The sequence below is a fragment of the Kitasatospora sp. NPDC018058 genome (genome assembly GCF_044327205.1).
In the GTDB taxonomy this organism is placed as follows: domain Bacteria; phylum Actinomycetota; class Actinomycetes; order Streptomycetales; family Streptomycetaceae; genus Kitasatospora.
In genome coordinates this window covers 1-12043 of record NZ_JBIRFA010000089.1, presented here as the reverse complement: position 1 = coordinate 12043, position 12043 = coordinate 1, and the positions used below count along the sequence as shown (strand labels likewise).

The 12043-nt window shown below is 68.6% G+C and carries 13 protein-coding genes; 6 read left to right on the top strand and 7 right to left on the bottom strand.

Features of this window, described 5'->3' with window-relative positions:
* Positions 1–63: 63 nt before the first annotated feature.
* From ACH4E7_RS44180 to ACH4E7_RS44165, 4 genes are all read right to left on the bottom strand, one after another.
* Positions 64–717 carry a hypothetical protein gene (locus ACH4E7_RS44180; RefSeq protein ID WP_396254877.1) on the bottom strand — a complete coding sequence of 218 codons (654 nt, stop codon included), beginning with the start codon at positions 715–717 and terminating at the stop codon, positions 64–66.
* A gap of 108 nt (positions 718–825) precedes the next feature.
* Entirely contained in the window at positions 826–1314 is a 489-nt protein-coding gene (locus tag ACH4E7_RS44175) for a DUF4265 domain-containing protein (RefSeq protein ID WP_396254876.1), read from the bottom strand.
* A 163-nt stretch (positions 1315–1477) separates the two neighbouring features.
* Positions 1478–2782, bottom strand: coding sequence for a hypothetical protein (locus ACH4E7_RS44170; RefSeq protein ID WP_396254875.1), 1305 nt, complete (start codon positions 2780–2782; stop codon positions 1478–1480).
* 211 nt (positions 2783–2993) lie between these two features.
* Positions 2994–3572, bottom strand: coding sequence for a hypothetical protein (locus ACH4E7_RS44165; RefSeq protein ID WP_396254874.1), 579 nt, complete (start codon positions 3570–3572; stop codon positions 2994–2996).
* 546 nt (positions 3573–4118) lie between these two features.
* Here ACH4E7_RS44165 and ACH4E7_RS44160 point away from each other — a divergent pair.
* The 3 genes from ACH4E7_RS44160 to ACH4E7_RS44150 all read left to right on the top strand — a co-directional run bounded on the left by ACH4E7_RS44160 (position 4119) and on the right by ACH4E7_RS44150 (position 6139).
* Positions 4119–5189: a hypothetical protein gene (locus ACH4E7_RS44160; RefSeq protein WP_396254873.1), complete on the top strand. Its 1071-nt coding sequence runs from the start codon at positions 4119–4121 to the stop codon at positions 5187–5189.
* A 71-nt stretch (positions 5190–5260) separates the two neighbouring features.
* A complete protein-coding gene (locus ACH4E7_RS44155; RefSeq protein WP_396254872.1) occupies positions 5261–5419 on the top strand; it encodes a hypothetical protein in 159 nt (52 codons plus the stop codon).
* Between the two features lie 207 nt (positions 5420–5626).
* The gene (locus ACH4E7_RS44150) at positions 5627–6139 is read left to right on the top strand and encodes a hypothetical protein (protein ID WP_396254871.1); all 513 of its coding nucleotides are present in this window, start codon (positions 5627–5629) and stop codon (positions 6137–6139) included.
* A 102-nt stretch (positions 6140–6241) separates the two neighbouring features.
* Here ACH4E7_RS44150 and ACH4E7_RS44145 read toward each other — a convergent pair whose 3' ends face one another.
* On the bottom strand, positions 6242–7723 hold the full coding sequence (locus ACH4E7_RS44145) for an IS1182 family transposase (RefSeq protein ID WP_396254879.1): 1482 nt from the start codon (positions 7721–7723) through the stop codon (positions 6242–6244).
* 89 nt (positions 7724–7812) lie between these two features.
* Here ACH4E7_RS44145 and ACH4E7_RS44140 point away from each other — a divergent pair, with 89 nt between their 5' ends.
* Positions 7813–8148, top strand: a complete 336-nt coding sequence (locus ACH4E7_RS44140) for a hypothetical protein (RefSeq protein ID WP_396254878.1) — start codon at positions 7813–7815, stop codon at positions 8146–8148.
* A gap of 118 nt (positions 8149–8266) precedes the next feature.
* Here the strand turns inward: ACH4E7_RS44140 and ACH4E7_RS44135 are convergent, their stop codons facing one another.
* A complete protein-coding gene (locus ACH4E7_RS44135) occupies positions 8267–9106 on the bottom strand; it encodes a ribosome-inactivating family protein (RefSeq protein WP_396254870.1) in 840 nt (279 codons plus the stop codon).
* An 847-nt stretch (positions 9107–9953) separates the two neighbouring features.
* Here ACH4E7_RS44135 and ACH4E7_RS44130 point away from each other — a divergent pair.
* Positions 9954–10544: a hypothetical protein gene (locus tag ACH4E7_RS44130; RefSeq protein ID WP_396254869.1), complete on the top strand. Its 591-nt coding sequence runs from the start codon at positions 9954–9956 to the stop codon at positions 10542–10544.
* Between the two features lie 102 nt (positions 10545–10646).
* The gene (locus ACH4E7_RS44125) at positions 10647–11549 is read left to right on the top strand and encodes an ISAs1 family transposase (protein WP_396254868.1); all 903 of its coding nucleotides are present in this window, start codon (positions 10647–10649) and stop codon (positions 11547–11549) included.
* Positions 11550–11657: 108 nt separating this feature from the next.
* On the opposite strand, the gene ACH4E7_RS44120 is transcribed toward ACH4E7_RS44125, so the two are convergent.
* A partial coding sequence (locus ACH4E7_RS44120) for a DDE-type integrase/transposase/recombinase (RefSeq protein WP_396254867.1) occupies positions 11658–12043 on the bottom strand: 386 nt, incomplete at its 5' end.

The window sequence follows — 12043 nt, the reverse complement described above, 5'->3', positions numbered from 1 at the left end:
CCAGAAGGTCTGGATCAACCAGCCCAAGCCGGAGACAGTGCCCGCACAACAGTCCATATAGTGTCAAACCGTCTCATTTGACTTGACAACTTCCGGGATGAGACTCTTGGCCCGCTCGTGATCGGCCCTGAGGGCCTCCGGATAGGTGGCTGGGTCGAGAGAGATCCACAACGACAGATCCTGGCGTGTCCCGAGATCTCCGCAGGTCAGGAAAGCCGTCAGAACCGCCTCCCGGTAGGCGACGCGGAGATCCGACAGCGCGTCCAAGGTTGCCTTGCTCTCCGGCGTCGGCACCCGGTTCTTCAGATCGTCCATAGACGCGTATTGGAGTCCCGGCCCTGAGAAGTACCAGGCCATCGTCGCTCCGACCTTCTGCGGGTCCGAGCCGGAACGGACGTAGTAGACGATCTGCTCCTGCGTCCAGCGGTGCCCCAGAGCCTTGACCAGAGGTCGGACAAGCTGGTTGATCCCGCTTCGGCACTGGTCGAGCACAGCGGCGTGCATGAGTAGGTCAGCGTGTTGGCGAGTGAGGTCGGGATTCTCCTCAGCGGCTCGGCCGATTTCCCAGCGTTTGACCTCGCAGCGATCATGCTGGTGCTCGCGCGCCATCTGATCCGGAAGGGCCCAGGCGGGACTGAACAGCCCCAGGAGCCCGTCAAGGAGCGGTTCGAAGGCGACTTCCCGCCCTGGCCGATCCGGAATCATCTCCAGTGCCACGCGCACCCCCGCCACAAATGGTCATCGCCGCCCCCTGGCAGCGACTCAGGGTAACCCCGTACCCGACCAACGGGGTCTGCGTTCCGGTGCTTCCCGCAGAAGATGGTGTCAGGCGGGGGCCGCAGCACTCCAGGCCGCAGTGACACAGCCTTCCTCCCAATGCCACCATCCCTTTGTCTCGCCATGCCCCAACAACTTGCGTATCCGAGGCATGTCCGCAGTCGGCGGGACATCCAACGCAACCATGCCGAACTGTTCGATGCCCTCGCCCGTCGTGCCGAGCCGATGAAAGGTCTCCAGCACCGTCTGCCGCGCTGCTGCCGAACCGCCGTCCTTCCGCACGATCAACCGGATGGTGCAGTTCTCCGATGCGCGGACGGTCTCCCCGGCCCAGCGCAGGCCGTCCTCGTCGACGTCGACCCTCAGAATGTCGTCGCTGGCGACGCCGCGTACGAACCACGGGATGTTGTCGAGGCGCACTGTCCCATCGCCCAGGTCCACGGCCCACAGGCTCTCGACGCTCGCCGGCGGCCATCCGTCCTCGTCCACCTCCAGCCGGAAGTGGACCTTCACGTGGGCGTCGGTGATGTTCGTCACCGAGCAATCATCCACACCGAGTGCCTAGGCGGGAACCCCGGAGAATCCGGGAAGCGATCACGCATAGGACGGGAAGCGATCTTCAGGGCCCGACAACCTTGCATTTCAGTGGTTCTCGTGAACACTCGCGACCTTGTGGAAGGGGAGCACTCTGCTGGGGCGGTTAGGCCCGGTCATGCGTCTCTGGAGCACGGCGGCGGGCGGACCAGGGGAGCAGGTTGCGCAACTTCGCCAGCAGGGTGTCGGTGCGCTCGTGTTCCGCTGCGGCGTTCGGCTTTGTTGTCCACGGGGTGGGCGGGAGGAGGAGCCAGTCCTCCCATGCCTGCGGTCCGGCCAGGGCTTCGGTGGGGATGCCGAGGCGGGCGAGGGCGCCGGGGTAGGCGCGGTCATAGGCGACGTTGTAGGCGGTGGCAAGCGCGGGCCTGGTGACCATCCATGGGGCGGGGCAGTGGTCGATGCGCAGGGTGGCGATCGTGGTCTGCCGGTGGATCGTGCCGTGGAGCAGGCCCCGGTAGATGAGTCCCTGCCAGTGCGCGGCGGATTCGATGGGGCCGGTGATCTGGCGGGGCGGAATCAGGGCGGTCTGCCTGGCGAACAGCCAGGGCAGGCCGAGTATCCGGAAGAGGTGGGTGCGGTGTGCTCCTCCGCTGCCCAGGGTGTAGAGGGGCCCCTCAGGGCCGTTGATCGTCTCCAGTTCGACCGGGCCCTCGTTGTCCAGGAGGTGGTGGCGCAGGAAGGCCTCCAGGTTCTCCTGCGGCTCGGCGAGGAGCTCCGCGGCCGCGCGGGGGATCCAGGAGGAGCCGCGGCCGTAGCCTGAACGCGAGATCTTGCCCCAGATCCGGTCGCCGGCGTTGACGATCGCTTCGGTGCGGACCCAGCCGCAGCTGGCGGACAGGCACCAGGTCTTCTCGCCGTCATCCAGGGAGAGTTCGGGGACCTGGCGGGCGGTCTGCCGAAGGCGTTGGGTGGCCTCTTCGACCCGGTCAGCGACGCTCTCGCCGCTCCACTGGCTGCGCAGGGCGTTGATGGCTTCGGTGATGTCGGCGATTCGTGAGGGGGCGTCGAAGGCGTCGTCGAGTTGCTCGGTGTCGGGGTAGGGGAAGCGCGGCTTCGTCACGGCGGCTGTCCGGTCGGTGGCGCCGTGCAGGTCGACGAGCGGCTGCTGCACGGTGCCGGGCTCCCACGGGGCAACGAGTTCGGTCACCGCCTGGGGAGTGGCGGTCCAGCCCACGGCGACGGTTCCGTCCTCTGCGGTGGCGCGCACCGTGCCGTCGTCCTGGCGGTGCGCGGTCCAGCTCCGGCCGGGGGACAGGCGGGCGGCAGTGCGGCGGGCCATGTCGTCGGCCAGGACGAGGACTTGTTCCTCCGAGGATCGGTCTGGGGGCGTGCTGCCCAGGGCTTCAGCGAACGCGATCATGATGCGCTCGGGGTCCCACCCGTCGTTGTCCTGCTGGATTGGAGCGTTCATCGGCAGGCCCTTCTGCGTGGAGAGGTCGGTACCGGTTCGGTGGCTGGCCAACTGCGCCATAGGCGCGTGGCCGTTGCCCGTCCATGGCGTCTGGACCAGAAGCGCCCGTGGGCGCCTGCGCCTTGCTCTTCGTAGCGGCCGCCCTGCGCTGTGCGGGTGCGTGAGCAGGAGTGTCGGTGCACGCGGTTGGACGGGTGCGGGTGCTTGGTGGTCAGGTCTGGATGGTGATGTGGACCCTGTGCTCCGGGGGGTCCTCGGGGTGGCACAGGGTCCAGGCGGTTCCGCCGGGAGCAGCGATGAGGTAGGGCCTGCGCAGGTCGCCGCAGATCCAGAGGGTGCCGACGCCGTCGGTCATGGCGTTCCAGAGCGCGGTGGGGAGGTCGGCCTTTCCCGATCGGACGACAGCGCCGTTCCGCGCGAGAAGATCCACTCGGCACGCGGTGACGCCGGCCCTCCTGCGGCCCCGGAGTTTCTGAACGCGGCACGGCCAGACCTGCCAAGGGCGGGTGGCGAGGAGTCTCCGCTCGTCCTTGAGGCGGGCGTGCTGCTGCCACAGCCCGCCGACGAGGATCACGAGGAAGCCGAAGGCGAAGATAGCGATCGGGACGAGCAGGTCGACCCACTGGCCGATGAGGACGAGCAGACCGGTCACCCCGGCCAGCGCGGCAGCTGCATGAATCTGGCGCCGGTCGGGGGCTCTCTCGGCTCGCATTCGAAATGCCTTCGCCGTGGCGGGGGTCTCCAGGGCGGCCCCGTCCAGCACCCGGTGTCCCAGCCGCTCAGCTTCCACTGGTGATCCTCTCCGTGGACCGGTTCCGAGCAGTACGCCCGCCGCAGGGAAAGTCTTCCAGCCCCTGTGCTCGGCTGGGGTTGGTTCTTCGAGGTCGGCGAACCCGGTAGCCGCCCGGGCCCGTGCGCGCCCTGCGGGTGAGTTCGTGGCGGCCGGCTGCATCGGGCGGGCCGTGCGCGCCGGTACTGGGAGCAATCGGCGAGGCCGGCTCGGTGCCGTTCAGCGTGCGCCTGCCGCGTTGGTGCCCGCTTCCAGGCCGAGGTCGAAGTAGGCGCGGGCGAGGCGGCCTCGTGCGGCGCGGCGGGCGGGTCGGGGCGGTGGTAGGAGCGCAGGCTGCGAAGCCACCGCTGGACCTGTCGCAGCGCGTCGCGGGCCTGTTCGTCGTCCATCTGGTCCCGGGACCGGGTGCCGACGGAGTCATTGATCCGTGACAGTGTCCTTGGCCGGTGCCCTAGTTGGACCCAATAGGATCCCTGCGATCGGATTGATGGACCAACGGGGGGAGCCGCAGTGATCACACGGAATCGGGCACGGGGGTGGAGCGCAATGGGGGCTGCAGCTCTCCTCGCGATGGGCGTGGCCGGTTGTTCTTCCGGAAGCGGGTCCGGGGCGTCTGCGGGGTCGTCCGTCTCCGGCACCTCGGGCAGCGGCACGACCAGCGCGACACCGTCGTTCACCGAAGCGCAGGCCCAGGAGGTCTTCGAGCGGTACGTCAAAGAGAGGCAGGCGGCTACCGAGAAGGGCGATGCCGAGGCGCTCGCCCGGGTGGAGGACGGGCAGCTACTCAAGGAGAACCGGGCCACGGCACAGCTACACCAGGCCAACGGAACCAAGAACGAGCCGATCCGGCCTGTCCGCCCGGTGTACCTGATCCCGCAGACCGACTCCGGAGAGCCGCAGAGCTTCGCCGTCCTGAACAAGACGGAGGGACGCGAAACGGACCGCAGTTCCACCCTGACCTATTTCACGCGCGACCGGGCGGGCGGGGAGTGGAAGGCGGTCGTGGCCACCTGGGTAGTGACCGAGGCACCGCCGACGACGGCTCCGACCGAGGCCCCATCCTCGACACCGGTGCCGGGCCAACGATCCGTGCGGCCGAAGGTAATGCCGGCCCTGGCCCGCGGAACGTCCGGAGGCGTGGAGCTGTCGCCGACCGCGGAGACGGACACTGCTGTGTGCGGGCGCTACGCCCAGTACCTGAGCTTCACCGTGCCGGCCGGGAAGCCGGAGAGCGCCGACTTCGAACGAGGCGACTTCACCAACGGCCTGGTGGACTACTTCAACGGATGGGACCAGAAGGTGCTCGAGCGCAGCCTCTCGTTCCGTTCGCTGACGAACGCGCTGCCGACGTTCCGGCTGAAGGACGGCGGCTCCCTCGTCACCTGCACACTGGAAGGCACGTACCGGGACCGTGGCCGTACGCCGGCCGACTGGATCAAACCGGGCGACGACACCGACGCGCTGCTGGGACGAGGCCGCAAGTGGTCCAGCATCGAGGAGGTGTGGTCCGCGGAGGCCGTCGTGGAAGTGCCGCAAGGGGGCCGCCCCGCAACGGTGCTCTCCTCAGAGGCGTACGGAGCAACGACGCTGTCGGTGACGGGTGTGGAGTGGAAGTAATAGGTAGTGACGTAAAGAAACTTCCCTGCCTAGAGTGGGCGCCCGATCACGCTCTATCTGGGGAGGTTGTCGTGGCTGCTCGCGTGCGCAGGGACTCGGTGTGGGGTGCGGTGCCGGACACGGTCTGGGGCTGCGCGGCGGATTCCACGTGGGGCCTGACCGCTGACACGAACTGGGGCGGCGTCGACATCGACTCCTCGTGGGGTGGTGTCGACGCCGCCCGGGCGTAGCGTGCCGTAGTGCCGGGGGCGGTGGGCTCGTACCCGCCGACCCCGCCGCTGTTTCCGACGTCCCCGGGGCCACGACGGCATGCGTCGGGCTTGGCTCTCACAGCGGCGTCCCCGGCCCGGGGCGGGACGAGCCGCCCCGACACCGCCGGGCTACTCCGTGCAGGTGCCGGGGGGTAACCTCCGGCCGAGTAGCGCGTTGGGGGTGACGTGCCTGAGCTCGTGTTCCGTACCCCCAGCATCCCTGCCACCGTGGGCGGCGAACTCCCGCTGTCGGCCTTTCTCTTGACGCCGTCGCAGGGCGCTGCCGCCCGGGCGATGCTCGGGTACGTGGCGTCGCTTCCGCTGCCCGGGCCCGATCCGCAGCTTCTGGCCGTCGTGGTGGCCATCCGGGCGGCGCGCGGTGGAACCGGCAACGTCATCGGAGCGGACCTGTCGGCTCTTCGGCTCTGCGACGCCACCGCGGCGGTCGCCGCCCTGCGGCGCCTGGGCTGGCAAATCGCCGACACGATCTTCGACAACGCCCGCGACGCGCCGCCCACCGCCGTCACCGTTCCCGATCTAGCCCACGACGCCGACCCCCTGGCGATCGGTCGGCAGTCCCGCTCGCGCGTGTCCGGCTGGACGAAGCAGGTACTGTCCGCCAAGCCGGTGCGCAAGCTCCCGCCCGCCGCCCGGCTAGGAGCGTGGGTCGGTAACGGGCAAGCGGCCGAGCGGTCGTGATCGGCGGGCTCGGTCGTCGGCCGCTCGGCGCGTGCCTGCTGGCGTCGGAGGTGTCGTCCTGGGGGCTGTGAATCGGCGCCGAGGGTCGCCGGCTGGCGGCGGTCAGGCGAGCGCCGCGGTCAGTCCGGCGGCGCCGGTGTGGCGGAAGATCTTGCGGAGGTTGTGGCAGGCGGCCAGGAGGCGCCACTCGCCGCGGGCGCCGTCCTCGCCGCACAGGAGGAGCTGGCGGCCGTTCTGGCAGGTCATGATCTGTCCGAAGACGGGTTCGACGATGGCCTTGCGGCGGCTGTAGGCCTTCCGGCCGGGCTTGGTCCGCAGCTTGCGGGCCATCCGCTCTTTCAAGGTGGCATTCGTGGGGATGCGGCCGTGAGGTGCGGGCGGGACCTGCTCGTCGTGGCCAAGTCGGCCGGTGGCCATGAACGTGTCGGTGCCGCAGGCCAGTTGGCGCTCCTTCGCGGCTTCGAGGTTGGCATCGGAGCAGTACCCGGCGTCGACCAGGTCCTGCTTGGGGTGGATACCGGTGTTGCGTGCGGACTGGTCGAGCATGCTGGTGTAGTTCAGCGCGTCGGAGGCGTTGCAGGTCACGTCGGCGGCGGTGATGACCTGGTGCTGCTCGTCGACGACGGCTTGGGCGTTGTAGGCCTGGATGTAGGCGCCGTCGCTGTTCTTCATGATCCGCGAGTCGGGGTCGGTGAAGTTCGCCTGGGCCTTCGGCTTCGGCCGGGCCGTCTTCGCGGCCTTCTCGCCCGCGTCGGCGACCGCCTGCTCATCGCCGGCGCCTGCCCGCACCTGGCGGCGGCGTTCCTTGTCCTCGGCGTGGCGGCGGGCCTTGTCTGCGGCCTCGGCCTCGATCCGGGCGCGGGCGGCCTGCAACCGCGCGAGGCGCTTTTCGCGGCGGTCCAGCTCGGCGGGCAGGTCGGTGTCCTTCCCGTCGACGCCGTAGATCTGGTCCTCGGCGGCGTCGACGTGCTCGGCGTCGGCGAGCAGAGCGCGGGCCTTGGCCTCCAGTTCGGCGATCTCGGCCTCGACCTTCTCCTCCTTGTCGACGAGGCGGCCGTAGCTCATGGCCTTGTGCTTGGAGGCGTTCGCCTCCAGCTTCGTGCCGTCCAGGGCGACGCGGCCCATCTTGACCATGCTCAGCTTCTGGGCGAGGTGCAGCGACTGGAGGAACAGGTCGGCGAGTGCGTCCAGGTGGCGGCGGCGGAACCGGGCGATCGAGCGGTAGTCCGGGGCCTGGCCGGCGGCCAGGAACCGGAAGGCCACGTCGTCCACGCAACGGCGCTCGATCGCCCGGGACGAGCGTACGCCGGTGGTGTAGCCGTAGATCAGCAGCCGCACCATCAACCTGGGGTCGTACGGCGGGAACCCGCGCTTCTCGGTGTAGTCGGCCAGGACCGGCGACAAATCGAGGACCTCATCGACCAGGTCCGCGACGAACCGGGCCAGATGGTCCTCCGGCAGCCAGTCGTCCAGCGACGGCGGCAGCAGCAGGACCTGGTGCGGGTCGAACGCCCGGAATCGCTTGTCCACTGTCGCCGGACGTACCTGCGGCCGCTTCGGCTCAACCGGCTCGGCCTCGAACAGCCCCTCCTGATCACGCATACCGGGATCATCTCGTACGAATGATCACGAGACGCACGCGGGTTGCCGCTTACTGACCCACGCTCCTAGCCCTGCACCCTGCTGGCATGGCCCGGCGAGTCGTCAACCTCGCCGAGTGGGGCCGCCACATCATCGAGAACCAGCGTGCCCGGGCCCGCCAGCACCAGGATGCCCAACTGGCCGCACTCGCCGATGAGCTGGCTGGCTACCTCCCACCCGTTCAACCGGCCCAGGAGCACCTGGGATTCGCCGTTCCGCTCCGACTGCGCTGCCCCGAGGGCGAGCTGCGGCTGCTGACCACCCGGACTACGTTCGCCACCGCCGTCGACGTCACGGTGGCGGAGCTGCACCTGGAGGCATTCCTGCCCCTGGACGAGGAGTCGGCGTCGATCCTGCGAGCACGGTGAGCTGTAGCAATCCGTTGGTGGGACGGTAACGAAGTCCGCCCCACACCAGCCCCTACCCGGCCGCGCTCCCCACTCCCAGGCCGTTGACCAGCGGGCATGGAGAAGTCCTGCTGGAGTACTAAAGGCGGGCCTGGGAGCCGTTGAGTTCAACGAAGCCGAGGACCCGGCTCAGACCGACCAGGCTCGTCACCCACTGGCCCAGAATCCTGATCGACAGGGTCGGGTTGTTGCGGATGTTGTAGGCGAACTGGGAGATGCGGCCCCAGTCGTTCTCCAGCCCGGCGTAGTCGTCGGTCAGGGGCGTGTGGGTCCAGTTGTGGATGTTGCCTCGGATCCGGTCGAGAATCGGGCTGAAGCGCGACGCCTCGGAGAAGATCTGGATCGCGACCACCAGTGCGCGGCCGACGGCGTCGTTGTAGTCGTTCGGGGCCGCGTGACCGAGCTGGTACATGGCGTTGTAGATGGTCTCCGGCTCAAGTACCAGCCGGCCCCTGTCGTTGCCGCCCGGAAGACCGGTGTAGTTGCCGTTCGTCGGCAGGATGCGGGCGCTCGGGATGCCGAGCGCCGTCTGGAAGTCCTGGTACCGGTCGTTGAACGCGAAGTGCGTGTTGGTGGCCGGGGCGTAGAACCCGGCGACGTAGAGGTTGTCCGCCCACAGGTAGACCGAGGTGAGTTGGGTGTTGTTCGTGTCCAGCACCCTGACCTGGACCAGGCGGTCGTGGTCGGTCGAGGTCTGGGTGAGGCCTTCGTAGTGGGTCACATTGCCGTAGGTGTGCAGGTGGATGGCGCTGATCAACCTGTAGTAGTTCGACTCGTGCGTGGCGCCACGCTCGGTGATGTTCGAGATGTTCCAGTCGATGACGCTGAAGTTGGTGGCGGACGCGGTAGTGCTCAGGCCCGTCACCAGACCCATGGCCGTCGCCAGTGACAGCAGTAGAAGAGCGAGTTTCCTCAGCATGTTCCCTTTTCGTTCCTGATTTAGAGGCAAATGGAATTCAGGCGCCCTCGCGCGTACCGATGGGCGTCTCGTTAGTCGCGAGGCTATGGCGCGCTGCGGTCCCCGTTTTGTCCGTCAGTGCACGTCCGCTGGCCCCGGTGTGCACACGGCAGGGGCGTTTCAAAGTCCCAGTGATCATGGGAAGTTGCTGGTCACGACGGTGTGATGGGTGCTGGCCGGCCCGTTGCCAACGCAACGAGGCCCCGGTTGTAGGGGTGACCTTGCCAAACTCGCGTCACACAACACGTCTACCGGATCAGGCCCCGCCACGCGGGCGAAACCCGCAGATTGATCACGACCCATACGCACCCTAATCGCGTGGGCGCTTCAGGAGGAATACTTCTGTGCCCCAGGTAGCGGACTCTGCATCCACTTCGGCGGCGCGGAATTCATCGACTTCTACTTCCCGGCATCCGACTAACCCAACCGGAACATCCTCACTACCAGACTGCAGGTGTCCTAACCGGTGCGACAACCGGTGCACCAACCGGTGGCCGACCTTCCCGCCCGCCACGCCCGGATTCCGGACAAACATGCAGGTCAGCGGCCATGGTGAGTGGCCGTCAAGGTGAAACTCACCACCCCGACAACCCCTTCCTGTCCTTGGCTTTGTGGGTGGTGGTTGGCTGGTTGGGTGGGGCGGTGGCGGTGAGGGTCGCTGCGCCTGCGGCGGGCCTTTTCTTCTCTCGCGTCCGGCTGGTGCCGGCCGCTCGCGGTGGGGGCGGGGCAGGGACTCGTCGTTCTCGTCGAATGTCCGATTTGAACACGTGATGTTCAGGGTGGCGAGGGTTCAGGTGGCGCCTCGGGCGTGGTGACGGAGTCCGGCGTCGATGTTGTCGTGGCAGGCGAGCTGGGGGCAGCGTTCGAGACCGCGTCGCGCGCCGGACGCGGTCTCACCGGTGGTCTCGCCAGCGGTATGGTCGGAGCCGAGTGGGGGCGCCAGTGCCAGCGTGCTGGTCGGCGGCATCGGCAGCGGGATCGGCGAGAGCTTGGTGAAAAGGCGTTGGAGATCTTTTCGATTGGTAAGCGGAAGCCCCGTCAGGGGCCCGCAAAGCGCCCGGTTGCTCCGCGCGAGTACCGGCCCGGTGAGCAGGAAGATCTGCTGATCGGAATACTTCGCGGCACGGCCGCCGGTGTCCGGATGGACGAGCGATACGATGCGGCCTCGGAGTTGGAGAGCTTCCCCTGCGACGCGGTGGTGGCAGCCCTGGCCGAGATCGCCGGTGATCCGGCCCAGTCGGACGAGACCCTGGTGGCGCTGTGTGCCGAGTCGCTCGCGGGGATCTGGATCCACCGCGGCGCTGTCGACCGCGATCTGCTGGCTCGGCTGACCCCGTACGGCCGGCGCGAGGCGGAGCGCATGGTGGCCGCACTCGCACCGGAGCTGCTGACACGGTGATCCCACGCCGGTGCACCGGATAGCCGTCAGACTCGGTCTATTCGTGGCACGGCTTACGGTGATCACGAGGTGTCGAGTCCCTGACCACCACGACGGAAGATCGTGCCCGCCCGCTCATCATCACCCATCCCGGCCAGCCTGGACCAACTCGCTGACGCCCCGCCTCCTGGTCCCGACGACCATCCCGGCTTACTGGCCCGCCTCTCGGCCATCCCCGACCCGCGCCGACGCCGGGGCCGCAGCCACCCGCTCACCTTCCTCCTCGAACTGGCCGCCTGCGCCATCCTCGCCGGAGCGAAATCCCTCACCGCGGTCGCCGAATGGGCCGCCGATGCCCCGCCCCACCTGCTCATACGACTCGGAGCCACCATCCGGGACCCCGGCGTCCCCCCGCGCGCTCCCAGCGAGGCCACCGTCCGCCGCACCCTGCAACGCGTCGACAGCGACGCGCTGGACGAGGCCATCGGAGCCTGGCTCGCCGACCGCGCCGCTGTCGACGCCACCGAGCAGCCCGTACCCAGGCCCTCCGTGGCGGTGGACGGCAAGACGCTGCGCGGCGCGGTCCGCGCGGACGGCACCCGGATCCACGTACTTGCCGCGATGAACGGCGACGGCCTGGTCCTCGCCCAGCGCGAGGTGGACGCCAAGAGTAACGAGATCCCAGCCTTCCAGCCCCTCCTGACTGGTCTCGACCTGACCGGGATGGTGGTGACCTTTGACGCGATGCACACCCAGGCCGAGCACGCCCGCTTCCTCGTCAAAGACAAGACCGCCCACTACATCGCCCTGGTCAAGGGCAACCACCTCACCCTGCACGCCCGGCTCAAGGCTCTGCCCTGGAAGGACGTGCCGCTGATGGACAAGACCCGCGCCACCGCTCACGGCCGGGACGAGATCCGCCGGATGAAGGCAGCCACCGTCGCCGGCGGCCTTGCCCCTGCCGAGAACCTCATCCGGCCTGGTGGGAGGCAGGGTGTACGAGTGCCGGCCTCGTTGGTCGGGTAGGCGCTCTGGCAGGCCTGCGATCGTCCCGGGAGACGCTGTCACGTTGATGCGCGCGTGTCGGGCTGAGGGTGTGCCGGGGTGCGTGGGGTGCTGGGTGGGGCGCCTGGCTCAGGGTGCGGTGGGCAGGCCGGTGGTCTCGGTGACGTGATCCCAGATGGTGAAGCGGAGGGTCATCTCGAGGTGGTGCTGAGCGGCGGTCAGAAGATGGCGTCGGGGCCGGAAGTGGGCTGAGATGCCGCTGAACGCGGACAGGAACCGTTGGGCAGCGCCGGGTGAGCGGAAGCCCTTCATGGCCCGCTCGCGCTGGCGGGTGGGCTGGTGGGAGTTCTCGGCGCGGTTGTTCAAGCCCTTGTGCGAGCGGTGCTCGACCGAGGCCATGAGCTCGCGGTGGGCGACGCCGTAGCTCTTGAGCTTGTCCGTGACCAGCACCCGCGGCACACGGCTCTGCTTCTTCATGAGCCTGGCCGGGAACCGCTTGGCGGCCCTCGCGTCCC

Coding starts and splice junctions, on each gene's coding strand:
- ACH4E7_RS44135 (WP_396254870.1), bottom strand. CDS start 9,106: ATGCTGAGGAAACTCGCTCTTCTACTGCTGTCACTGGCGACGGCCATG.
- ACH4E7_RS44160 (WP_396254873.1), top strand. CDS start 4,119: ATGGGGGCTGCAGCTCTCCTCGCGATGGGCGTGGCCGGTTGTTCTTCC.
- ACH4E7_RS44170 (WP_396254875.1), bottom strand. CDS start 2,782: ATGAACGCTCCAATCCAGCAGGACAACGACGGGTGGGACCCCGAGCGC.